22 protein-coding genes are annotated in these 23,563 nt (G+C 68.0%); 13 read left to right on the forward strand and 9 right to left on the reverse strand.

The features are described from left to right. Positions 1-107: 107 nt before the first annotated feature. A complete protein-coding gene (locus MF609_RS02805; RefSeq protein ID WP_242414781.1) occupies positions 108-1,373 on the forward strand; it encodes a DUF445 domain-containing protein in 1,266 nt (421 codons plus the stop codon). 187 nt (positions 1,374-1,560) lie between these two features. Further along, a complete protein-coding gene (pdeM, locus tag MF609_RS02810; protein WP_242414782.1) occupies positions 1,561-2,223 on the forward strand; it encodes a ligase-associated DNA damage response endonuclease PdeM in 663 nt (220 codons plus the stop codon). Between the two features lie 132 nt (positions 2,224-2,355). Here the strand turns inward: pdeM and MF609_RS02815 are convergent, their stop codons facing one another. Further along, positions 2,356-3,186 (reverse strand): zinc-ribbon domain-containing protein, encoded by an 831-nt coding sequence (locus tag MF609_RS02815; RefSeq protein WP_242414783.1) that lies wholly within the window; start codon positions 3,184-3,186, stop codon positions 2,356-2,358. A gap of 194 nt (positions 3,187-3,380) precedes the next feature. Here MF609_RS02815 and ftsE point away from each other — a divergent pair, with 194 nt between their 5' ends. Genes ftsE through MF609_RS02835 form a run of 4 tightly spaced genes read left to right on the forward strand, consistent with a single transcriptional unit; the run spans position 3,381 to position 6,209 of the window. Continuing rightward, complete coding sequence (gene ftsE, locus MF609_RS02820) at positions 3,381-4,067, forward strand: cell division ATP-binding protein FtsE (protein WP_242414784.1); 687 nt, start codon at positions 3,381-3,383, stop codon at positions 4,065-4,067. Then, the gene (locus MF609_RS02825) at positions 4,064-4,945 is read left to right on the forward strand and encodes a cell division protein FtsX (RefSeq protein ID WP_242414785.1); all 882 of its coding nucleotides are present in this window, start codon (positions 4,064-4,066) and stop codon (positions 4,943-4,945) included. The genes ftsE and MF609_RS02825 overlap by 4 nt, the downstream gene beginning before the upstream one ends. Next, complete coding sequence (locus MF609_RS02830; RefSeq protein ID WP_242414786.1) at positions 4,942-5,481, forward strand: YdcF family protein; 540 nt, start codon at positions 4,942-4,944, stop codon at positions 5,479-5,481. Before MF609_RS02825 ends, MF609_RS02830 begins: the two co-directional genes overlap by 4 nt. Beyond that, positions 5,478-6,209 carry a lysophospholipid acyltransferase family protein gene (locus MF609_RS02835; protein WP_336943862.1) on the forward strand — a complete coding sequence of 244 codons (732 nt, stop codon included), beginning with the start codon at positions 5,478-5,480 and terminating at the stop codon, positions 6,207-6,209. Before MF609_RS02830 ends, MF609_RS02835 begins: the two co-directional genes overlap by 4 nt. Here MF609_RS02835 and MF609_RS02840 read toward each other — a convergent pair. The 6 genes from MF609_RS02840 to MF609_RS02865 all read right to left on the reverse strand — a co-directional run bounded on the left by MF609_RS02840 (position 6,191) and on the right by MF609_RS02865 (position 12,940). Then, positions 6,191-8,335, reverse strand: coding sequence for a TonB-dependent receptor (locus MF609_RS02840; protein ID WP_242414787.1), 2,145 nt, complete (start codon positions 8,333-8,335; stop codon positions 6,191-6,193). The genes MF609_RS02835 and MF609_RS02840 overlap by 19 nt on opposite strands. Positions 8,336-8,480: 145 nt before the next feature. After that, on the reverse strand, positions 8,481-10,154 hold the full coding sequence (locus tag MF609_RS02845; RefSeq protein WP_242414788.1) for a flotillin family protein: 1,674 nt from the start codon (positions 10,152-10,154) through the stop codon (positions 8,481-8,483). Continuing rightward, a complete protein-coding gene (locus MF609_RS02850) occupies positions 10,151-10,762 on the reverse strand; it encodes an OB-fold-containig protein (RefSeq protein WP_242414789.1) in 612 nt (203 codons plus the stop codon). The genes MF609_RS02845 and MF609_RS02850 overlap by 4 nt, the downstream gene beginning before the upstream one ends. 81 nt (positions 10,763-10,843) lie before the next feature. Continuing rightward, positions 10,844-11,713 (reverse strand): MipA/OmpV family protein, encoded by an 870-nt coding sequence (locus MF609_RS02855; RefSeq protein WP_242414790.1) that lies wholly within the window; start codon positions 11,711-11,713, stop codon positions 10,844-10,846. Between the two features lie 68 nt (positions 11,714-11,781). Continuing rightward, positions 11,782-12,207 (reverse strand): DUF2141 domain-containing protein, encoded by a 426-nt coding sequence (locus MF609_RS02860; RefSeq protein ID WP_242414791.1) that lies wholly within the window; start codon positions 12,205-12,207, stop codon positions 11,782-11,784. Next, positions 12,137-12,940, reverse strand: a complete 804-nt coding sequence (locus MF609_RS02865) for a sterol desaturase family protein (RefSeq protein WP_242415162.1) — start codon at positions 12,938-12,940, stop codon at positions 12,137-12,139. The genes MF609_RS02860 and MF609_RS02865 overlap by 71 nt, the downstream gene beginning before the upstream one ends. 249 nt (positions 12,941-13,189) lie before the next feature. On the opposite strand from MF609_RS02865, the gene crtY reads away from it, so the two are divergent. The 4 genes from crtY (at position 13,190) to MF609_RS02885 (ending at position 17,612) form a co-directional block, all read left to right on the forward strand. Beyond that, complete coding sequence (gene crtY, locus MF609_RS02870) at positions 13,190-14,353, forward strand: lycopene beta-cyclase CrtY (RefSeq protein WP_242414792.1); 1,164 nt, start codon at positions 13,190-13,192, stop codon at positions 14,351-14,353. After that, positions 14,350-15,828: a phytoene desaturase gene (locus tag MF609_RS02875; RefSeq protein ID WP_242414793.1), complete on the forward strand. Its 1,479-nt coding sequence runs from the start codon at positions 14,350-14,352 to the stop codon at positions 15,826-15,828. Before crtY ends, MF609_RS02875 begins: the two co-directional genes overlap by 4 nt. Before the next feature lie 279 nt (positions 15,829-16,107). After that, entirely contained in the window at positions 16,108-16,689 is a 582-nt protein-coding gene (locus MF609_RS02880) for an LOG family protein (protein WP_242414794.1), read from the forward strand. Then, entirely contained in the window at positions 16,686-17,612 is a 927-nt protein-coding gene (locus tag MF609_RS02885; RefSeq protein ID WP_242414795.1) for a phytoene/squalene synthase family protein, read from the forward strand. The genes MF609_RS02880 and MF609_RS02885 overlap by 4 nt, the downstream gene beginning before the upstream one ends. A 466-nt stretch (positions 17,613-18,078) precedes the next feature. On the opposite strand, the gene MF609_RS02890 is transcribed toward MF609_RS02885, so the two are convergent. After that, positions 18,079-19,146, reverse strand: coding sequence for an AI-2E family transporter (locus MF609_RS02890; protein WP_242414796.1), 1,068 nt, complete (start codon positions 19,144-19,146; stop codon positions 18,079-18,081). 131 nt (positions 19,147-19,277) lie between these two features. Here MF609_RS02890 and MF609_RS02895 point away from each other — a divergent pair, with 131 nt between their 5' ends. Continuing rightward, positions 19,278-21,389 carry a TonB-dependent siderophore receptor gene (locus MF609_RS02895; RefSeq protein ID WP_242414797.1) on the forward strand — a complete coding sequence of 704 codons (2,112 nt, stop codon included), beginning with the start codon at positions 19,278-19,280 and terminating at the stop codon, positions 21,387-21,389. Here MF609_RS02895 and MF609_RS02900 read toward each other — a convergent pair. Next, a complete protein-coding gene (locus MF609_RS02900) occupies positions 21,372-21,866 on the reverse strand; it encodes a thiamine phosphate synthase (protein WP_242414798.1) in 495 nt (164 codons plus the stop codon). The two genes, MF609_RS02895 and MF609_RS02900, sit on opposite strands and share 18 nt — an antisense overlap. 58 nt (positions 21,867-21,924) lie before the next feature. On the opposite strand from MF609_RS02900, the gene MF609_RS02905 reads away from it, so the two are divergent. Together MF609_RS02905 and MF609_RS02910 are read left to right on the forward strand one after the other, a co-directional pair. Continuing rightward, on the forward strand, positions 21,925-22,590 hold the full coding sequence (locus MF609_RS02905) for a YggS family pyridoxal phosphate-dependent enzyme (RefSeq protein ID WP_242414799.1): 666 nt from the start codon (positions 21,925-21,927) through the stop codon (positions 22,588-22,590). Positions 22,591-22,600: 10 nt separating this feature from the next. Continuing rightward, positions 22,601-23,284, forward strand: coding sequence for an HAD family hydrolase (locus MF609_RS02910; protein WP_242414800.1), 684 nt, complete (start codon positions 22,601-22,603; stop codon positions 23,282-23,284). The last annotated feature ends 279 nt before the right edge of the window (positions 23,285-23,563 follow it).

Genomic DNA, 23,563 nt, shown 5'->3' on the forward strand with positions numbered 1-23,563 from the left:
GCAGGAGCCGCCGGAGACCCCAGCCTGCGCTGGGGTGACGTTCATGATGGGGCGTAGATCGACGCGCCTCTATTGAACTTTCCGGCCATCCGGCGATTGTTTCGGGGATGGCATCTTCCTTCAGCATCGCCCGTGCCGGCGACGCGGCCCCTGCGCCGCTCCGCCGGATGCGGCGGCTAGCGACCTTCATGCTGGTGGCGATGGCCGCGCTGTTCCTGCTGTCGCGGCGGATGGAGGGGGTCCATCCCGCCTGGGGCTTCGTACAAGCCTTTGCCGAGGCGGCGATGGTCGGCGGCCTTGCCGACTGGTTCGCGGTCACCGCGCTGTTCCGCCACCCGCTCGGCCTGCCCATCCCGCATACCGCGATCATCCCGCGCAACAAGGACCGGATAGGCGACACGCTGGCCGCGTTCCTGCGCGACAATTTCCTGACCGCCCGCGTCGTCGCGCGGCGGATGCACCGGGTCGATGCGGCGGGCGCGGCGGGCAAGTGGCTGGCCGATCCGGCAGCCCGCAGCGGCCGGCTGCGCCACGGCGCGTCACGGCTGGCGGTCAACGTCCTGGAGGGCCTCGACCCCGACCAGTTCGGGACGATGGTGCGCGGCGCGCTGGCCAACCGCCTGCGCGCGATGCAAGTATCGCCGGCGCTCGGCCGCACCTTGGAAGCAGCGATCGCAGACGACCGCCATCTGCCGCTGGTCGACGCGATCATCCGCTGGACGTCCAAGACGCTCGACGCCAATGACGATCTGGTCCGCGCGATGGTGCAGAAGCGTGCCGGCGCGGTGCTGCGCTGGACCGGGCTCGACGAAACGCTGGCGACGTCGGTGGTGAAGGGTCTGCACAAGATGCTGGCCGAGGTCGCCGAGGACCCTGCCCACCCCTTACGCGCCAAGGCTAATGAAGGTCTGGCACTGCTGGCGCACGACCTGCAGCATTCGCCCGAGATGCAGGCCAAGGTCGAGCGGCTGAAGAACGACCTGATCGACAATCCCGCGCTCGCCGGCTGGTGGATGGGGGTGTGGGAAAAGATTCGCGGCGGGATGCTGCGCGCCGCCCGCGATCCCGACCGGGCGCTGGCCGGTCCGATCGGCGAGGCGATGCGCCAGCTCGGCCAGACGCTGCAATCCGATCCGGCGCTGAAGGCCAAGGTCAACCGCTTCGTCCGCCGCGCGGCGGTGGGCGGGGTTGCCGATTATGGCGATGCCATTGTGCGCCTCGTGTCCGACACGGTGCGCGGTTGGAATGCGCAGACCATCACCGGCCGGCTGGAAAATGCGGTCGGCCGCGACCTGCAATATATCCGCATCAACGGCACGCTGGTCGGCGGCATGGTCGGGCTGGCGATCCATGTCGTGGATATGTGGTTGTAAGAGCGGGGGTGCTTACACATACCGTCACCCCGGGCTTGACCCGGGGTCCCGCTTCTTCTTCTGGTCGCGGGAAGAAGCGGGACCCCGGATCAAGTCCGGGGTGACGATTGGCTTTGGGTCATGCCGCATTTTCGATCGTTACACCCCCATGGCTTGAGCGCCACGACGCCTGCGCTATAGCCACGCCATGGTTCGCCTTTCGTTCGCCGGCCACGCCTTCGACGCCCTGTCCGCCGGTGCCCTGTTCTGGCCGGCGCGGCGCGTGCTGCTGCTGGCCGACCTGCATTTCGAAAAGGCGAGCTGGTTCGCGCAGTTCGGGCAGATGCTGCCGCCCTATGACACGCTGGAAACGCTGGCCGGGATCGAGGCGGTGGTCGCGCGGACGCGGCCGGCGGAAATCTGGTGCCTGGGCGACAGCTTCCACGATAGCGGCGGGTGCGACCGGTTGTCGGGGGAAGCGCAGGACCGGCTGCGCGCGCTGACCGGCGGGGCGGACTGGACGTGGATCACCGGCAACCATGACCGGATCGTCGCCGACCATTGCGGCGGACGGGTGGTCGACGAAGCGGTGGTCGACGGCGTGGTGCTGCGCCACGAAGCCGATCCGGCGGAGATGCGCCCCGAGCTGTCGGGCCATTTCCACCCGAAGCTGCGGCTCAAGCTGCGCGGGCGCGGCGTGTCGCGGCGCTGTTTCGTGGCGACGGCGACCAAGCTGATCCTGCCCGCCTTCGGGTCGCTGACCGGCGGACTGGACGCGCATCACCCGGAGATCGTGCGGGCGGTGGGGACCGGGGCGGAAGCGCTGATCGCGCTGGAGGACCGATTGCTACGCTTTCCGATCGCGGCGTAAGCGTATCTTTCTACGTCACCCCGGACTTGATCCGGGGTCCCGCTTTTATCGGCCGCAAGAGGAAGAAGCGGGCCCCCGGGTCGAGCCTAGGGTAACGATGGAGCCAAGGTCGGTGCGTAACGTCGAACCCCGTTACAACCCCGACGCGAAACTCAGTTCGAGTTCCTTGGCATTGGCCGGCACGTCCAGCTTGGCGCTGTTGAAGCTGAGACTCCCGCTCGGCCCGATCACCCGCGTCTGCGGCTGGATCGTCCAGCTATAGACGCTGCGGTTCTGGCTGTCCTTCAGCACCGCGCGAATGTCGGGAATACGCTGGCGGCTGCCGGTTTCGTTGATGATCCGGCCCGACACCGCGAACAGTTCGTTGCCGCTCGACAGCAGGCGGCGCTCCGGCGTGTTGATCGCGAATTTCAGCGCGTCGCTGGCCCCCGACGCGATCGGCAGGCCAAGCTGCTCGGCGATACCCGGCGTGCCGGTATAGAGGATGCCCCCGGTCGCGGCGAGCATCGCGACGCCGGCGGCAACCGCGATGGCGGTGCGGCGACGCGCGGGATTGCGGCGCGGCACGAACGGTGCCTGATGGGCGAAGGCGTTGATCGGTTCGCCCCGCTCGGCGCGTTCGGCCTCCGGATCGACATAGCGGCGCGGTTCGGTGCTGCGCGCGCGCAGCGGCGCGGGGCGCGGCGCTTCGGCATAGGGTACGTCCGGCGCGGCGGCGGCAGGCGGCGGCGCGACGGTGCGGGGGCGCGGCGCTTCGGCGACCGTGTCGGCCATCGCCGGCTGGGCTACCCGCGCCGGCTCGGGCGGCGGGGTGACGGCGGCGGTGGTGCCCAGATCGAGCATTGCCGGCGGCTGGAACCAGCTATGCCGGCATCCCGCGCAACGCACGGTGCGCCCGGCCGGGCCGATCGCCGAATCGGCGACCAGATAGCGCATATGGCATTGCGTACATTCGAGGATCATCGTCCCCTGCCCCCTGCATGGGCCGCGCCGGGCCGCCACGATGCGGAGCCAACTGGGCGCGACTGTAATCCAGCCTTGAATCTAAAGCGCCTTGCCGGTCCATGGCAAGGCGCGATTGCGCGGCGCGCGAGACAATTGCGCCCTCGCCCGATCTTGTGCGATGGGCACAAGGACCGGTGGAAGCAAGGGCGCCCGTGGCCAGCATCGTTCAGTTCGAAAATGTCGGTCTTCGCTACGCCCAGGAGCCGGAAACGCTGAGCGACGTCAGCTTTTCGCTGAGCGCCGGGACCTTCCATTTCCTCGTCGGGGCATCGGGCGCGGGCAAGACGTCGCTGCTGCGCCTGCTCTACCTGTCGCAACGGCCCAGCCGGGGGGTGATCCGCCTGTTCGGCGAGGATATGGTGACGTCGCCGCGCAGCCGCCTGCCGGGCTTTCGCCGGCGCATCGGCGTGGTGTTCCAGGATTTCCGGCTGGTGCCGCATCTGTCGGCGCGCGACAATATCGCGCTGCCCTTGCGCGTCGCGGGGATGCCGGAGGAGGATATCGCCGAACCGGTGGGGGAGATGCTCGCCTGGGTCGGGCTGACCGACCGCGCCGATGCGCGTCCGCCGACGCTGTCGGGCGGCGAGCAGCAGCGCGTCGCCATCGCCCGCGCGGTCATCAACCGGCCCGAAATCCTCGTCGCCGACGAACCGACCGGCAATGTCGATCCCGACATGGCCGAACGGCTGCTAAAGCTGTTCGCCTCGCTCAACCGGCTGGGGACGACCGTCGTGATGGCGACGCACGACCACCATCTGCTCGACCGGGTACCGGACGCGCGGCTGATGCTGCTCGATCGCGGGCGGCTGGTCGATCCGGTCGCGGCGGGGGTCGCATGAGCGGGCGTGCGCCGACGCAGCCGCTGCTCGACGACCGGCAGGGGCGCCGCGCGATGGTGTGGATCATGGCGATCATGATCTTCCTGACGACGCTCAGCGCCGCGCTAGGTCTCTCCACCCGCAACGCCGGGGGAGCGCTCGACCGGCAACTCGCCGCGCGGCTGACGGTGCAGGTCATCGAGGGCGACGCCGCGACGCGCGATGCGGAAGTCGTGCGCCTGCTCGCCCGGTTGAAGGCGTCGGCCGATGTGACCCGCGCGACCGAGGTCGATCGTGCCCGGCTGGCCGAAATGCTGCGGCCATGGCTGGGCGAAGCGGGGCTGGACGCCGACCTGCCGATGCCGTCGATGATCGATGTCGACCTGCGGACCGGCGACGACGCGGCGGTGGCGCGGGTGGAGGCGCTGGCCCGGGGCGTCGGTGCCGGCATCCGCGTCGACCGCCATGCGACCTGGCTGGCCCCGGTGCGCAGCTTCGTCGGTGCGATCGGGCTTACCGCCTTCGGACTGGTGCTGGTGATGGCGAGCGCGACCGCCGCCGTCGTGCTGCTCGTTGCGCGGGCGGGGCTTGATACGCATCGCGGAACGATCGACATCCTGCATATGCTGGGTTCGACCGACCTTCAGATCGCCCGCCTGTTCCAGCGGCGGATCGGGCAGGATACGCTGACCGGCGGCCTGATCGGCGCGCTGGCCGGCGCGCTGGTCGTCGTGGCGCTGGGCGAGCGGATGGCGACGCTCGAATCGCAGCTGGTCGATGGCGTCGCGCTGGCCCCGCTGGACTGGGTGGCGATCGGCGCGCTCCCGCTTGCCTTTACCGCGCTGGCCATGGTGGCGGCGCGGATCGCCGTGCTGCGGCGGCTGGCGGGGGTATTGTGATGGGGCGCATCTTCGCGGTCGCGCTGCTGCTCTATGCGCTGGGCTTTGCGCTGTTTTCGGTGACGTTGCCGACCCCGCTCGCCCAGCCGCGCCGCACCGATGGCGTGGTGGTGCCGACCGGCGGGCCGGGAAGGATCGAGCGCGGCCTTGCCGTGATCGAACGTGGCGAGGCGAAGCGGATGCTGGTCACCGGCGTCGATCCCGACGTGCGGCCGGGCGAGCTGGCCGCCGCCAACGGTGCGCCGCGCCGGCTGTTCCGCTGCTGCGTCGATCTGGGCCATGAGGCGGTGGATACCCGGTCGAACGCCGACGAGACCGCCGACTGGGTCCGGCGCAACCGCTATCGCTCGGTCCGGCTGGTCACCTCCAACTGGCATATGGCGCGGGCCGCCATGGAGCTGCGCCATGCGCTGGGCAATTCGGTCGAGGTCGTGCGCGATCCGGTCACCGCCAATCCCGGCTTCGCGCTGCTGTTCGGCGAATATAACAAATATCTGGTGCGGGGATTGGTGATGCGGCTGGGGATCGACCTGTGATCGCGTGGGTCCGCACCATCCTGTTCCGCGTCCTGTTCTACGGCGCGTCGGTGCCGATCGTGCTGAGCGCGCCGCTATCGGCCAGGTTCGGGCGGCCGGCGATGCACGTCCATGCCCATGTGTGGATCCGCGTCCACCGCTTCCTCGCCCGCTGGATATTGGGCGTGCGGGTCCGCGTGGAGGGCCAACGGCCGCCCGGCACCTATCTGTTCGCGGTCAAGCATCAGGCGATGTTCGAAACGCTGGAGATGGCGCAGCGGATCGACGGCCCGCTGATCGTGATGAAGCGCGAGCTGATCGACATGCCCTTCTGGGGCAAGACCGCCAAGGCCTATGGCGCGATCGGCGTCGACCGCGATGCCTCGTCCAAGGCGTTGCGCCAGATGCTGAAGGAAGCGGCCGTCGCACGGGCGGAGAACCGGTCGGTGCTGATCTTTCCGGAAGGCACGCGGGTCGCGGTGGGTGAGGCGCCGCCGCTACGCTCGGGCTTCGCCGGGCTGTACAAGGCGCTGAACATGCCCGTCGTGCCAGTCGCGCTCGACAGTGGCCGCTGTACGCCGCGCAAGGGGGCCAGCCGGTCGGGGGTGATTACGATCCGCTTCCTCGATCCGATCCCGGCGGGGTTGCCGCGCGAGGAGATCGAGGCGCGGGTCCATGCGGCGATCAATGCGCTGGAGCCGGCCGTCGCTCCCCCCGAACCCGGTCGCCCTCACCAGTTGCGACGATAGCCGATCGTCAACGTGGCACCGTTGGCAGGCACGCGGCTGCTGTTGAGGTTGCTGCGCAGCAACTGGCTGTACACCGGGAAATATTGGGTATCGAACAGGTTCTCGATCCCGGCCGTGATGACGTCCCGATCGGTCGCGCGCCAGCGGGCGGTTACGTCGAACACCGCATATTGCTCGACCTTGCGACGTCCGAAGCTCTGTACCCCGTTCAGCCGATAGTCGCGGTCGCCCGACAGCAGCCCCTGAAAGCGCAGGTCGAGCCGGTCGACCGGCGTCGCCTCGACATAGGCCGTGACCTTCAATGGGGGCACGCGATAGCCGGTCATCGGGCGCGACGCCGTGGCGTTGGCGGGGCGTTCGCGGCCGCTGATCCAGGTCGCGGTCGCGCCGGCCCGGATGGGATCGGCCGGTGCGCCGACGTCGAGCGACCCTTCGACACCGCGAATCCGCTCGGCGGTGCGCACCAGGATCAGGCCGTTGTTGAGGCTCTGCACATCGCCCAGTTCGGATGTCGTGCGAAATGCCGACGCGGTCATGCGCACGGTGCCGAACCGGCCGCGCCAGCCCAGCTCGTAACTGTCGATCCGTACCGGTTGCAGGTCCGAATTGCCGATATCGAAGCCGGGGCTGGCGTTGCGCAGCTGCAGCCCGATATCCGGCAGCTGGAACCCTTGCGAAAAGGTCGCGAAGACATCCTGCCCCGCGACCGGCGTCACCGTCGCGCTGCCGTTGAAGGTCCATGCGCCATAGGAGATGGTGCCGCCGGGGATCGTGCCGGGCCGCGTCGCGCGCAGCTGCGACAATGGCACGAAATCGTCGAACCGGGCACGGGCACGGTCGTAGCGCGCGCCCCCTTCGATGGCGAACCAGTCGGCGAAACGGTGCTGCGCGTGGACGAAGCCGCCATAGGTCAGCGTCGTCAGTTCCGGCATGTAGAGGAGGGTCGCGGTCCGGTTGAACACCAGCCCCCGGCTCGCGTCATAGGCGGCGGGATCGAATATATCGAGCGGCATGTCGCTCCGTTCGCGGGCAAGGTCGCCGCCCCAGGTAAGCGAGGTCCGCTCCGCCAGCGGCGTCTCGATCGTCAGTCGCCCGCCAAGGACCTGGCTGTTCTGCGTCACCTGATCGACGTTGCGACCGCGCGTCGCGATGCCGCGCGCGTCGAACGGCGTGTAGCGCGAGAAGAATTCGCGATAAAAGCCGAGCAGCGTCAGGCGACTGCCGAGTATGTCGCGCAGGGCGAGGTTGGCCGTGACCACCGTGCTGTGCAGCTGGTTCTGCTCGGCAAGGCGGATACCGCGCAGCGGCCGGGCGGCGGCACTGCCGGCCGGCAGGCGGTCGACCGCGGGATCGGACACGAAGTCGGTCTGCTGGTCGGCGCGGTAATGGCTGGCCGACAGCTGGACATAGGCCCCGCCGAGCCGCAGCCCCGCCTTGCCGCCGATATTCCACACATTGCTGTCGAACAGGTCGCCCTGGCTGGGTTCGGGCGCGCGGCGATCGCCATTGCCGTCGAACCCGCCGCCGATCCGCTGGTAACCGCCGTTGACGATGAAATCGAGCATACCCGCCGAGCCGGAGACGAACTGCTGCACCCGGCCGCCCAGACTGTCGCTGGTGAGGTTCGACAGCGATCCGCTACCCGCCAGCACCGTCTCCGCCCGGAGCGGCCCGCCGGCGGGGCGGGTGTTGATCGCGATGATGCCCCCGGTCGCACCGCTGCCATATATCGCGCTGCTGCCGCGCAGCACCTGCACCTGCGCGATGCTGGCGGGTTCGAGGGCGATGAGGTTGCGGGCGCTGTCGCGGTTGGTGTTGTAGGGCACGCCGTCGACCAGGATCAGCGCCCCGCGCCCGCGCAACGTCTGGCCGAAATCGGTGATCGTGCGGCTGGAATCCGCAAGGCCGGGCACGGTCTTGGCAAGGATGGTGGACAGCGTGTCCGACGCGGTGCGGGCGAGTTCGATCTCCTCCCGATCGATCGTCGTCACCTGATGACCGGACGCCACGATGCCGCTGCGGGTCCGCTGCGCCGTGACCACGATGTCGTCGCCATTCGCTGCGTCCTGCGGCGAAGCGACGGTCTGGGCGACCGCTGCCGGCGCGCACATCAGCAGGGCCATCATGGCCGGACACCCATATTGCATACGATCCCCCAAATGCGATTGCGTCGCAATAGTGGATTATAAGCGGGTGTCAAAGCCTATTGCGCGTGCGCCGATTACCCGTGCCGCATACGCGTCCGCCATCGTCCGGCGGACATGCCCCCTCTCATTCCTCCGGTTCGGCAGGGGAGGCCGCAGCGCCCTTCACGAGGCCGTCCAGCGTCGCACTGTCGAAGCCCAGTTCCTTCATCAAACCGTCGATCACCGGCGCCTGTGCGCGATAGCGTAGCGCCGCGCTGACCGCAGCGTTGGCGAGGTTGCCGTCGCCGCCGCCGCCGCCGGCCGAAGGAGCGCCCGCCGTGGCGACACCGCCGGACCCGCCGCCCAGCCCGTCGACCTGCACGATGCGGATGCTGTCGATCGCCTCCATCGGCCTGGCCGCCTCGCGCACCAGTTCGGGCAGGACGTTGAGCAGGGCAAGGCGCGTCTGGAGCGAGACCTGTTCGTTCGACAACAGGTTCGCCGCCTCGTTCACCGCGCGCTGGCCGGCGGCTTCCACCTCGAACCGGACGCGGCTGGCCTCGGCGCGCAGCTTCTCGGCCTCCGCCTCACCCTCGGCAGCGGCGCGCAGCGCGGCGGCACGGTCGGCGGCGGCCTGTGCCTCCGCCTCGGCCTGTACCTTGATCGCGATGGCGGCGCGTTCGGCCTCGCGCGCGGCGTCGATCAGTTCGATGCGCTTCTGACGCTCCGCCACCTCGGTTTCGCGTGCGGTGCTGACCCGTTCCTCGGCCGCGACCGCCTCGGCGCGCGCCTGATCCGCCTCGGCCTTGGCCTGGCTTTCCTGGCGGCTCTTGTTCTGCACCGCGATCTGCTGTTCCTGCCGGGCGATGGCCAGCGCCTGTTCCTGCGCGATGCGCGCTTCCTGGATCGCACGGTCGGCCTCGATCTGGGCAGCGTCGGTCTGCTGCTTGGCGGCGATGCGCGCCTGATCGGCCTCGCGCTGGCGATCGGTCTGCTGGCGCGCAATCTCGCTCGCCTGTTCGGCGCGGCGCACCTCCAGCTCGCGCTCCTGCTCCAGCCGGGCGAACTCCGCATCGCGGGCGATGGTGAAGGAGGTGCGCGACGCCTCCAGATTCTTCGCCTCGATCTGGACCCGCGTATCCTGTTCGATGTCGTTGCGCGTCTTCTTGCGCAGTTCGATCTGCTCGGTCAGCTTGGTCAGGCCCTCGGCGTCGAACGCGTTGTTGGCGTTGAAATGCTCGATCGACGTCTGGTCGAGTCCGGTCAGCGACACGCTTTCCAGCTCCAGCCCGTTCATCGCGAGATCGGCGGAGGAAACCTGCTGCACCTTCTGCACGAATTCGCTGCGCTGTTCGTGCAGCTGGTTCATCGTCATGCCGGCCGCGACCGAGCGCAGCGCGTCGACGAACTTGCCCTCGACCAGTTCCTTGAGCGCTTCGGGGTGCATGGTGCGCTGGCCCAGCGTCTGCGCGGCGGTGGCCAGCGCCTCGCGATCCGGGCGCACGCGGACGTAGAATTCGGCCCGCACGTCGATCCGCAGCCGGTCGAGCGTGATGAGCGCGTCGCCGTTGCGCCGCTCGACCGCCAGCCGCACCGTGTTCATATTGACCGGCATCGTCTCATGCAGCACCGGCAGCACCAGCGCGCCGCCGTTCATCACCACCTTTTCCCCACCGAATCCGGTGCGGACGAACGCGATTTCCTTCGACGCGCGCTTGTAGAGGCGGGCCATGACGATGCCGATGACGATCAGCGCGATCAGCGGCACGCCGGCATAGATCAGGACGGCGCTGACGCCGGCAGGCACGATGTCGGTCATATTTCCATCCAGTCGGTGAGGCGGGGGGAGCTGTGCAGGATCGCACGGAACGACGAGCCTTCGCGCCGGACGAGCAGCACGGTGTCGCCCTCCACGAAGCTGTCGGCGGAGTCGTTGGGTTCGACCAGCACATGATGCGGCTGGCCATGGGGGTCGAGGACGCGGGTGCGCGCGGGCGATCCGGCGGCGGCGCGGCCGACGGTGACGATGCCGGTACGCCCGACCAGATCGTCGACCTCGAATGCAGTGGTTTCGTCGCGCGGCAACAGGCGCGCGAGCAGTCGGGCGACGGCCGAGGTCAGCGGCAATGCCACGACCAGTGCGGCGGGAATGGCGATCCACGGTGACAGCAACGCGCCGGTCATCGCCTGCGCCACCTGTTGCCCGGCCAGCCCGACACCGCCGAACACGGCCAGAAAGGCCACCAGCAGCACCAGCAACGGCACCCGCCCGACGCCGAGCCAGTCGAGCAGCCCGGAATCGAGGTCCAGATCGAGATCGAGGCCGCTGCTGCCCAGCCCCACTGCCTCGATCATGCCGATCAGCAGCATCAACACCCATGCCGCCGTGAAAACGACCGCCTCCGGTGCGATGAAGTGTTCCATCATCCCCCGGCTCCCCTGTTGTTGCAGGAGAGTAACGGAAGGAAGCCGGGGGTCAACCGCTGGCGGCGCCCCCGCGACGATTCATCAGAAGCTGTAGGCGACGCCCACCGCGCCCAGCCACTGGCTGCTCGACCCGTTGCGCGCGACGATCGGGCTGTCGGCAAAGTCGTTCAGCAGCTTACGATAGACGACGGTGCCGAACAGCTGCCAGCCCGAGCGCAGGTCGCCGCTGATCGAATGGCCGCCGATCGCGCCAAGCGTCCAGTTCTTCCACCCGCCGCGCGCGTTGTAGATCGGCAGGCCGCTGGCGAGCGACTGGGCCTGATTGATCGAGAAATAATTGTCGGCATAGCCTTCGCCGACCCGCTCGCCCGACACGAAGATGCCGGCGATCGCCTTCAGGCTCAGCGGCGTGACATAGGTGACGGTGGGCGCGAGGACGGTCGAGCCATGGCCGCCCGCCACGTCCTTGCGATAGCTGAGCGAGGCGGACAGCCGGTCGAATTGCGAGGTGATGACCCCGGTCTTGCCGATGCCGACATAGCCGCCCAGCTCGACGGCGGTGCCGACCTTGCCCAGCGCGCGGACCTGCGCGTCGTCGATGCCCTTGGTCGTGTTGCGGTTGAGGTTGATGACCGCGATCGGCCCCGCCTGGAAATCCCAGGTCGGGCCGACGCCGTCGCGGATCAGGTCGACGCTGGCGCGGTTGCCGGCCAGCAGGAAATTGAACCCCGACACGCGGCCCGTGGCGGCCGGGACCGGCGAAAAGCTGTAATCGTCCGACCCTTCATAGTCCGGCAGCACGGCGGCGCCGAGGCCGAGGACATAGAAATCGCCGCCGGTATCGTCATTGGGAACGGCGGAGGCGGGCACCGTCGGCCCGGCCGCATCCTGCGCAAGGGCAGGCGTGGCGAAGGCGGCAGCGGTCAGGACGGCGGCGAAAATGGCGCGCAAGGGCGTAGCTCCAGGAAGATATTTCACTCCCGTAACGCTAACCCACCGACTTCGGTCCGCAATTTCTACTAGAGAAGGTAGCGAATCCGCACCTGTTGCATGGTTACATCACCCGCCAGCGGGAACTCCGCCGCGCTGAACTTGGGCGGACCGAAGCGGATCGCCGGGTTGCGCGAAAAACCGAAGCCTTCACGCGGGATGCCGGCAAAGGTGTCGAGCTTCGCATTGTTGTTTTCGTCATGGATCACCGACACGGCATAATCGCCGCGCCCGAGACCGGCGATCCGCACGCCGGGCGTGCCGGCGGGAAAGGTGCGGGTGACGGCGTTGCGATCGTCGGTGCAGCCGGGGAAATTCTTGGGGTCTGCGGTCAGGCAGAGGCGGATCACGCCCTTGGTCGAGCGCAGGTCGCTGACCCGGACGTCAAGCGTGCCGGTCGGCATCGCCCCCGGCAACGTGGCCAACGCCAGCACCGCCAGCGCGACGCGCCGCACGCGCACGTTCCTTTTCGAAGTCGCCAAGGCCGCCATCGGTGCCGCACAACCGGTCCCAGAAGCGGAAATAGAGCCCGAAATTGCAGCCATAGCGTTCATGATGCCTCTGATGATGGCTGGCGGTAATCAGCCAGCCGCCCAATCGCCCCGCCCACATAAACCGCGGGAACATTTCCCAGCCCATATGGTTGGTGACGCCCATAACCGTCATGATCGTCAGCACCAATGCCAGTGCGCCGATGTGAATCGGAATGACGAATACCAGTAGCGGAATTACCACAGCACCGGTCAGCGCCTCGATCGGGTGGAACGCCATCGCCGCCCATGCGGTCGGCGGCCGGCTGGCATGATGCACCGCATGGGCGATGCGAAACCATTTCGGCCGGTGCATCCAGCGATGCGTCCAATAGAACCATGTGTCGTGCGCGAAGAGATAGAGCAGCACCGACAGCGGCAGATACCAGAGCGGCCAAGCGTGGACGTCCGCATAGATTTGCGTCCAGCCGCGATGCTGCCACCCCCAGGCGACGATGCCGGCGGGAATGCCGTAGATCGCGGCGGACAGCAGCGACCAGCGGATTTCCTTGGCGATCTGCGGATCGAGGCCGCGATAGAGTCCGGGATGCCGCACGCGAGTCGCAAAGGCGAAGCCGGCGGAAGCGAGCAGATAGCGCACGCCCACGATCAGCGTCATCGCCACGGCGGACAACAGGATAGCCAGCGGGATCGACATGAAGGGGCTGTAGCGGAATGCGGGGGCGGAGGACACCCCAAGCTCCTCCCCGCTCGTGACCCAGTTCCTCCCCGGCACGGGGAGGGGGACCATGCGCAGCATGGTGGAGAGGGGTATCCGCAACCGGAACCGCCGCGTTGCGCGGCACGCCCCCTCCACCATCGCCTTCGGCGACGGTCCCCCCCCCGTGCCGGGGAGGATTTGAGTCGCGCCGTTGCCACTGATGCCCACCTCCCCTACTGCACCCCCATGCCAACCATCCATCAATGCGACCTCGCCATCGTCGGCGGGGGATTGTCCGGCGCGCTGGTCGCGCTGGCGGCGGCGAAGCGGCGGCCCGATGCGCGAATCCGCCTGATCGAGGGGGCGGCAACGTTCGGCGGCAACCATGTCTGGTCGTTCTTCGGCAGCGACGTCGCGACCGAACAGCGGGCATTGGTCGCCCCGCTGGTCGCCCATGGCTGGCGCGGCTACGACATCGCCTTTCCGGCCCACAGCCGCACGCTCGACACCACCTATTATTCGATCACGTCGGAGCGGCTCGACACGGTGCTGCGCGACACGCTGCCCGCGGAATCGCTGATGGCGTCGGCGCGAGTGCTGGGTGCCAGCCCGACGGCGGTGGTCCTGGCCGATGGCGACCGGGTGGAGGCGCAGGGGGTGATCGACTGTCGCGGCCCCGGCGACCTGTCGCTGCTCGACCTCGGCTGGCAGAAATTCATGGGGATGGAGCTGCACACCGCCTATCCCCATGGTGTCGAACGACCGATCGTGATGGACGGATCGGTCGAGCAGCTCGACGGCTATCGTTTCCTCTACACCTTGCCGTTCGATGCCTCGACGCTGTTCGTCGAGGATACCTATTACAGCGACACGCCCGACCTCGACACGCAGGCGCTGAGCGGCCGGATCGCCGCCTATGCCGCGGCCAAGGGCTGGGACGCGGCGACGGTCGGGCGGTCCGAGACCGGGGTGCTGCCGGTCGCGATGGGCGGCGATTTCGAGGAATATTGGCGCTCGGGCGGCAACCGCGTGGCCAAGGGCGGGATGCGTGCCGGGCTGTTCCATCCGCTCACCGGCTATTCGCTGCCCGATGCGGTGCGCCTCGCGCAGCTGGTCGCGGAGAGCAGTGACTGGTCGGGCGGCGCGCTGCACACGCTGACGCATGATTTCGCGGGCGGGCTGTGGAAGAAGCGCAGTTTCTACCGGATGCTCGCGACAATGTTGTTCCGCGCGGCGGACCCGGTGGAACGCTACCGCGTGCTCGAACGCTTCTACCGGCTGGACGCGGGGCTGATCGGACGCTTCTATGCGGGCAAGTCGACATGGGTCGACCAGGCCCGGGTGTTGATCGGGAAACCGCCGGTGCCGATCGGGCGCGCGGTGCAGGCGTTGATGGGGAGACAGGGGTGAAGACGGCAGTCGTTATCGGCGCAGGCTTTGGTGGCCTCGCGCTTGCCATCCGGCTGCAGTCGGCGGGCGTGCAGACGACCTTGGTCGAGGGACGGGACAAGCCCGGCGGCCGCGCCTATTATTGGGAGCGCGACGGCTTCGTGTTCGACGCCGGCCCGACCGTCATCACCGCACCCGAAGCGTTGCAGGAATTGTGGCAGCTGACCGGCCGCGACATGCGCGAGGACGTGACGCTCGAACCGGTGTCGCCCTTCTACCGGCTGAACTGGCCCGACGGCACCAATTTCGACTACACCAACGACGACACGCTGCTGCGCTCCGAAATCGCCAAGCTCGATCCCGGCGACCTCGCCGGCTATGCCCGCTTCCTCGAATATTCGGCGGGCGTGTACGAGGAAGGCTATGTGAAGCTCGGCCATGTGCCCTTCCTCGACTTCGCGTCGATGATCAAGGCAGCCCCTGCGCTGGCGAAATATCAGGCGTGGCGCTCGGTCTATTCGATCGTGTCGTCGTTCGTGAAGAACGACAAATTGCGCCAGGCGCTGTCGTTCCATACCCTGCTGGTCGGCGGCGATCCGATGAAGACCAGCAGCATCTATGCGCTGATCCACAAGCTGGAGCGCGACGGCGGCGTATGGTTCGCGCAAGGCGGCACCAACAAGCTGGTCGCCGGCATGGTCCGCCTGTTCGAGAAGCTCGGCGGCACGCTGATGCTCGGCGATCCGGTCAAGAGCATCGACACGCTGGGCGACCGCGCTACGGGCGTGACGACCAAGGGCGGCGTGGTGATCGGTGCCGACATGGTCGCGACCAACGCCGATATCGTCCACAGCTATCGCGACCTGCTGGCGGGATCGCGCAGCGGCCAGCGCAAGGCGCAACGGCTGGAAAAGAAGCGCTTCTCGCCCTCGCTGTTCGTCGTCCATTTCGGGATCAAGGGCACGTGGCCGGGCATCCCGCACCACATGATCCTGTTCGGCCCGCGCTATAAGGGGCTGCTCGCCGACATTTACGACCATGGCGTGCTGTCGGAAGACTTCTCGCTCTATCTCCACCATCCGACCGTCACCGATCCGTCGATGGCGCCGGAGGGGCATTCGACCTTCTACGCGCTGTGCCCGGTGCCGCACACCGGCAAGTTCCCGGTCGACTGGGACCAGATCGGCCCGATCCTCGAAAAGCGTATCCTCGACGAGGTCGGCCGCCGCCTGATCCCCGACATCCACGACCGGATCGTGACGAAGTTCAGCTATATGCCGAGCGACTTCACCCACGACCTGAACGCCTATCAGGGGTCGGCCTTCTCGCTGGAGCCGATCCTGACGCAGAGCGCCTATTTCCGCGCGCACAACCGCGATGACGATATTCCGAACCTGTATGTGGTCGGCGCGGGTACCCATCCGGGCGCGGGTATTCCGGGGGTCGTGGGGAGCGCCAAGGCGACGGCGGGGCTGATGCTGGGGGGTGAGGATTGAACGCCCTCTCCCGCGCCCAACCGCAACCCCAACCCCAACCCCAACCCCAACCCCAACCCCAACCCCAACCCCAACCCCAACCCCAACCGTTTGGTTCGAGCAGCTTCGAGCTTGTCGAGAAGCGCCCGTCGAGAACGCCCCGTTTGAGGCACCCACTTCTCGACTTCGGTTCTCGACAAGGCTCGAACCTGCGCTCGAAGCAAACGGATTGGGTATTGGGCAGGTAGGGGCACCACCACCCGCTTGCCCCCCTCCCCCCAATCGCCTAACCCCGCGTCCATGAAGCGCCTAGCCATCTATTGCGGGTCCGCGACCCCCGCCGACCCCGTCTATATCGACTCCGCCCGCGCCGTCGGCCGGTCTCTTGCGGAACGCGGCATCGGCGTCGTCTATGGCGGCGGCAGGCTCGGCCTGATGGGTGCGGTGGCGGACGGCGCGATCGAGGCGGGCGGCGAGGTGATCGGCGTGATCCCGACCGCGCTGGTCAAGGCGGAGGCCGCGCACAAGGGCCTCACCGAACTGCACGTCGTCGACACGATGCACCAGCGCAAACAGACATTTACCGACCTGTCCGACGGCTTCGTCACCATCCCCGGCGGCACCGGCACGATGGACGAATTGTGGGAGGCGATGAGCTGGGCACAGCTCGGCTATCACACCAAGCCGGTAGGGCTGCTCAACGTCGCCGGCTTCTACGACCATCTGATCGCGTTCGTCGAAAAGATGGCGGAGGTGGGCTTTATGCGCCCCATGCACCGCGACATCCTGCTGGTCGCCGACACGCTCGACGCGCTGCTCGACAAGATGGCCGCGCACACGCCGGTACAGGCGATCATCCACATGAGCAGCAAGGACCTTTGATCCTTCCCCGCGCCGACCTCGTCGCGCACGCCCGCGACACGATCGCGCGCGGATCGAAGAGTTTCGCGGCGGCGAGCAAGCTGTTCGATCCGGTGACGCGCGAACGCGCCTGGCTGCTCTATGCGTGGTGCCGTGCGTGCGACGACCTCGCCGATGGGCAGGACATGGGCCACGGGATGCAGCGGCTGGACGATGCGCCCGCCCGCCTGCTGCTGATCCGCGAACGGACCGCACAGGCATTGGCAGGCGAACCGACCGGCGATCCCGCCTTCGACGCGCTGGGCGTGGTCGCGGCCGAGGTCGGCCTGCCGCACCGGCTGGTATATGACGTGATCGACGGGTTCCAGCTCGACGCCGATGGCTGGCAACCGGTGACCGAGGGCGACCTGTACCAATATTGCTACCATGTCGCGGGCGCGGTCGGCGGCTTGATGGCTGTGGTGATGGGCGTACCGGCCGGGGACCGCGACACGCTCGACCGCGCCTGCGATCTCGGCCTCGCCTTCCAGCTGGCGAATATCGCGCGCGACGTGCGCGAGGATGCCGATGCCGGCCGCTGCTACCTGCCGCGCGACTGGCTGGCCGAACAGGGCATCGACCCAGCCGACCCGATGGCGACGCCCGATCGCATCGCGGTGCTCGCCCGCCGCATGGCGACACGCGCCGCGCTGCACGAGGACTGCGCCCGCGTCGGTGCGGCGCGCCTGCCATGGCGCTCGGCCTGGGCGGTGCTGGCCGCCGCCGACATCTATGGCGGCATCGCCCGCAAGGTCGCCGCCGCCGGCTCCGCGGCATGGGACAAGCGCCAGACTACGTCGAAGGCGGAGAAGATCGCCGCGATCGCCCGCGCCTTCGTGGCGGCGCGCTGGCGCCCGGCGGCCGATACCCCGCGCGATCCGGTGCTTTGGACGCGGGCGCGGTAGCGCCCACTCGAAAAGCACCTCACCGCAGCGACGGGTGGAGCCGACACGACATTCGGCTCCCGCCCCATCGTCACTCCCGCGCAGGCGGGAGTCCATAAACGCTGTCGTCGCGAATCCGGCCGAAACGTCAGCGACAATGGATCCCGCCTGCGCGGGAATGATGAACATTGGCGATGGGCGCCGAATGTCGATCGACCTTGGAGTTTGATCCCCGAACGTGGAAGCGGTGCCGGCCCTGCCGCCGGCAATTAATCCAATCCTTTCGAACCGAACGTCATCCCAGCGAAGGCTGGGATCTCCCGATTGCAGCGCGCCGCAGGAGCCGACAAAGACCCCAGCCTGCGCTGGGGTGACGTTCCCGTGGTAGTGAATCAAACTCCAGCTCCCCCGCCGGTATCGCAGGACAGGAACCGCGAACGACCCAAGCTTTGGCCGAGGCAACGCTATCGTTCCGGCGGAGAACGCCTCACTCCTCCTCCACCTTGTCCGTCGCCACGGTGATGTCGCGGCCGAGCAACTGCTGCACATAAATCCGCTGCACCAGCACGAACATCACGATGGTCAGCGGCGCGGCCAGCAGCACGCCGATGAACCCGAACAACAGCCCCATGCCGATGACCGAGAACAGCAGCACGGCCGGCGGCACGTCGACCGCGTGCTTCTGCACGATCGGCTGCAGGATATTGCCTTGGATCTGCTGTACGATCAGGAACAGCACGATGGTCCACAATGCGGTCGAGGGCGACTGGGTGAAGGCCAGCATGACGGCGGGCAACCCGGCGATGATCGGCCCGACATAGGGCACCACGTCCATCAACCCGGCGATCAGCCCCAGCCCGATGGCGGCAGGCACGCCCAGCAGCCACAGCCCGCCGGCGGTCAGCACCGCGACGACGACGATCGCGATCGCCTCCCCCTTCATCCAGCCGCGCAGGCCCCCGGCGGCATCGTCCACTGCCTGCCGCGCGACCGGTTCGACCGAGGGCGGCACCAGCTTCACTAGCCCGCGCCGGTAGAGTTCGGGATCGGCGGCGAGGAAGATTGCCCCGACCAGCACCAGCACCGCATCCGACAGGCCCGACCCGATCGACAGGACATAGGTCCCGGCGCGCGACATGATCGTCGACAGGTCGCTGCTGCCCTGTGACAGCAATTCGCGCGCCGGTTCGCCGATGCCCCATCCGTCCAGCTGCTGCTGGATCGCCTGCAACGCAGACGGGATTTGCTGGCGGATCGTGTCGAACTGCTGGACCAGCTGCGCGCCGAACCCGAAGAAGATGCCGATGACGATGCCCAGCAGCAGGATCACCGACAGCGCCAGCGCCAGCCCGCGCGGCAGGCGGGTCCAGCGCTGGATACGGTTCGCCACCGCGCTGAACAGCACGGCGATGGTCGTGGCGGCGAACACCAGCAGCACCAGCCGCATCATGCTGACCAGCAGGAACGCGGTACCCGCGATCGCCAGCACCATCACCGTCATCGCGGCTACCCGGCCATAGCTGGGCATCGGCCGCCGTGCGTCGCTGTCGCTCACATTCTTCCCCTTTGGACCGTGAACGGACGGAACCGGCCGACGTTCCGCCCGGCCATGTCATACGCGTAACGATTGCACTTTGCGAAAGGCGTCGCTAATGCGAGCGAATATCATGTGCAATTAGGGGGTCGATGGTGCGGTTGTGGTGGATTCCGATGCTGGTCGCCGTTCCTGCGCCCGCGCTCGCGCAGCAGGCGGCGACGCCGGACGACGATGCGGAAATCCTGGTGCAGGGTCGCGCGCAGCAACTCTACCGGACGCTCGTCACCACGGTCGGGAAATCGGCGCAGGACCCGCTCGACATCCCGCAGGCGTTGCAGGTCATCAACCACGACCTGTTCGTCGATCAGGGTGCGCGCGACGCGACCGACCTGTATCGCAACATCTCGGGCGTCAGCGCCTTCAGCTATGCCGGCGTTACCTTTCGCGGATTCCGGCAGGACGAATCCTTCTATGACGGGATGCGCGGCAACCCGTTCATCGGCTTCAGCGTGCCCCAATTGTTCAATATCGACCGGGTCGAGGTGCTGAAGGGGCCGGCCGGGCTGTTCTTCGGCCCCGGCGCACCGGGCGGCATCATCAACTATGTGTCGAAGACCCCGTCCGACCGGTCGGCGCTGCGCACCGTCGTCACCGGCGGCACCTACGCCCGTGCCGGCATTTCGTCGGAGGCGACCGGCCGGGTCGACCGGGACGGGGTGGTCTCCTATCGCGTCGGCGGCTTTTTCGAGGCGATGGAGCCGTTTCGCCGCAACACGCTCAACAAGATGCTGATCGGCGATGCCGGGCTGTCGATCCGCACCCATCCCGGCGGGCTGCTGACGCTGCAGGTCACCGCCTATGACAGTTACCTGCGCGCCAACCGGCTGCGCGGCGTGCTCGTCGACGACAAGGGGCGGTTCCTGACCTCGATCCGCTGGAACGCGAACGAGAAGAGCGACTGGCTCCATCTCAATTCCACCGCATGGTCCGCGCGCTATGCGACGACCATCGGCGATGCGATCAGCTTCGATGCGGGTGTCCGCCGGTTCAAATCGACCGAACGGCAACAATATCACGAGCCGCGTGGCCGCAGCACGACCAATCCCGATCTGGTCGTGCGCGAATTTCGCGATCAGGTCCGCCCGGTCGACGGTCTGTCGTTCATGGCGAATGCCACCGCGACCACGACCCTGTTCGGCATGGCGCACCGGTTCCAGCTGGGCGGCGACTGGTACCGCGAGGATAACGGCCTCAGTTCGCGTATTTTGCGCAGCGGGGTCCTGCCGCTCAGCCTGTCCAACCCGGTCTATGGCCGTTCGTCGGGCGATGCGCTGCGGGCGCGGGCGCTGCCCTTCACCGTCACCGATACGCGCGCCCGGCGGGTCGGGGCCTATGCGCAGGACCAGATCAGCCTGACGGAGCGGTTGCTGCTGGTCGCCGGGGTCCGCTGGGACCGGTTCGAGGATGCGGTGCGGGTTGCCACCGCCGGGCGGGTCACCAGCGATTCGGGCTATCGCGACAGCGACGTGACCTTTCGCGGCGGGCTGATCTATCGCCCGCGCACCGACCTGTCGCTCTATGCCAGCTGGTCGGAAGGATTCGATCCGCAGGCCCCCGCCAGCCAGAATCGCGATGCGGGCGGCCCGTTCGCCCCGGTGACCGGCAACCAGGTGGAGGCCGGGGTCAAGTCGCGCCTGCTGGGCGGTCGGCTCCAGGCCAATGCCGCGCTCTACCGCATCCTGCGCAGCAATCTGCTGCAGGTCGATCCGACCCGCAGCCCGGTGAACGGCGTCGATCCGCTCAGCCCGATCGGCGAGGTCACCAGCAAGGGATTCGAAGTCGACCTGACCACCGACATCACGCCGCGATGGGTGCTGCTGGTTAACTACGGCTATAACGATACCCGCGTCACCGACACCGTCGCCGGACAGGCGGTGACGGATGCGATCGGCAGCCGCTTCGCCAATGCCCCGGCGCACAAGGTCGGCTTCTGGACCCGGTATCAGCTCGAATCGATCGGCACCGCCTTTGCGCTCGGCGGCGAAGCGGTGTCGAGCCGGATCAGCCGGTCGGGGCAGGCGGTGCGACCCTATGCGATCTTCGATGCGTCGATCACCAAATCGCTGGGCTTTGCCGAGCTGATGCTGCGCGTCGATAACCTGTTCGACAAGGTATATGCGGCGTCGGGCTTCACGCGGCAGACGGGGCATTTCCCCGGCGAACCGCGTACCGTCCTTGCCGAGCTACGCACGCGATTCTGACGCCCACGCATCGATCGCGGCCCAGCCGGCAATCCCCTTCAGCGTCCGCGCGCGTGCCGCCGTCATCCCGCCAAGGGCAAGGACCGGCACGCGCGCGCCGCGGATCAGCTGCTGAAACCGCACTCGCCCCAGCGAGCGCGCGCCGGGGTGAGAGGCGGTCGCGAACACGGGCGATACGAAGATTGCGTCGGTGCCCGCCCGTTCGGCGGCGATGCGTTCGCGGATCGAATGGACCGGCCGCGTGACCAACCCCTTGCCATGCAACGCTTTTCGTCCATGCACCCCGTCGCCGCCGGGCAGATGCGGCCCGGCGATGAGCAGCACCAGCCGCCGCGCCCGCGCGATCCGCCGCACCCGCGCAAACTTCCGCCGCCGTTCCCCCTCGGGCGTGGCATAATGCCGGAACACCACACCGCTCCCCCGCGGCAACTTCGCCACGATCGGCAGCAGTGCCTCGCCCAGCCGTTCGTCGGTCATCAGCCAGCGTTGCGGCAAAGGGTGGCGGCGGGGCATGGCCGCCTCTATAGCGCGCGCGATGACCAAAACCGACACCCCGCTGGCCATGATCCGCGACCGGATCGCCCATGCCGAATCGATCGCCCGGCGGGACCGTGGCGCGACGACGCTGATCGCGGTCAGCAAGACGCACGACGCCGCCGCGATCCAGCCGCTGATCGACGCCGGACAGCGCGTGTTCGGCGAAAACCGGGTTCAGGAAGCCCAGGGCAAATGGCCGGCGTTGCAGGCGCTTACACCCGGCATCGAACTGCATCTGGTCGGCCAGCTCCAGTCGAACAAGGCGGAGGATGCCGTGCGCCTGTTCGACGCGATCCATTCGGTCGACCGCCCGTCGCTGGTCGCCGCGCTGGCAAAGGCGATCGAGAAGACCGGCCGTACGCCGGCCTGCTTCCTGCAGGTCGATATCGGCGACGAACCGCAAAAGGGCGGCTGCGCGCTGTCGGACCTCCCGGCGCTGCTGGCCGAAGCAAAGGCGGCAGGCCTGCCGATCGCCGGGCTGATGTGCGTGCCGCCGGCAGGCCTCGACGCCGCGCCCTATTTCGCGCTGACCGCCAAGCTCGCGCGCGACCACGGCCTCACTGGCCTCAGCATGGGCATGTCCGACGATTTCGAAACCGCCGTCACGCTGGGCGCGACCCATGTGCGTATCGGCTCCGCGCTGTTCGGCGCGCGGGGCGCATGAAGGAACGATGATGACCCGTCCCAAGGCCCTGTTGTTCGATTTCGACGGCGTGCTGCTGGAAAGCGAATTTGCCGGCAACCGCCAGATCGCCGAGTTTCTGACGCAGGCGGGCCACCCGACCAGCGCCGCCGATTCGATGGCCAATTTCATGGGCCTGTCGGGCGTCCATTTCACCCAGGCGATCGAGAAATGGATCGGCGGCCCGGTGCCCGAGGGGTTCTGGGAAGCGCGCGCCGTCGAGGATGCACGCGTGCTAGCCGAGGGGGTCGATGCGGTGGCGGGCGCGGTCGCCTTCGTCCGGTCGCTCCCCGCCGACCTGCCGCGCGCGATCGTGTCGTCCAGCACGACCCATTGGATCGCGACGCATCTCGACCATCTTGGAATTCGCGATGCGTTCGGCGACCATATCTATAGCGGCAAGGAGCATGTCGCGAACGGCAAGCCCGCGCCGGACCTGTATCTCTACGGCGCGCAGCAACTGGGCGTCGCGATCGAGGAGTGCGCGATCCTCGAGGATTCGCCGGTCGGCGTCACCGGCGCGGTCGCATCGGGCGCGCGGGTGATCGGGTTGTGCGCGGGGTCGCACTGCGGCGTCGGCCATGACGACCGCCTGCGCGCGCTGGGCGTGACCGAGATCGCGCACGGCTTCGATCAGGTAGCGCAGTTGCTGGGGCTGGAGCCGGTTACGGTCTGATCGTCGCGGGACGGCTGGGCATTGTGAAGGCCCAAGTAGCAGGTTGTTTTCACGCGAAGGCGCGGAGACGCGAAGGGGTTGTGGCTGGTCCCGCGGTCCGCGACTCTCGCTAGCGTAGAATAGAAGAAACTGGTTCGCGCAGAAGCGCAGAGCGGCTGCCTTTGCCGGCACCTCGCGTTCGATCGGTAGACCGCTGGCGCGGATGAGGAGGCAGCAAACGCACCCTCTCTGCGCCTCCGCGTCTCCGCGCGAAATCTAACCTTCTTCGCGCCTCCGCGT

This window comes from Sphingomonas panni, assembly GCF_022664435.1.
GTDB classification, from domain to species: Bacteria; Pseudomonadota; Alphaproteobacteria; order Sphingomonadales; family Sphingomonadaceae; genus Sphingomonas; species Sphingomonas panni.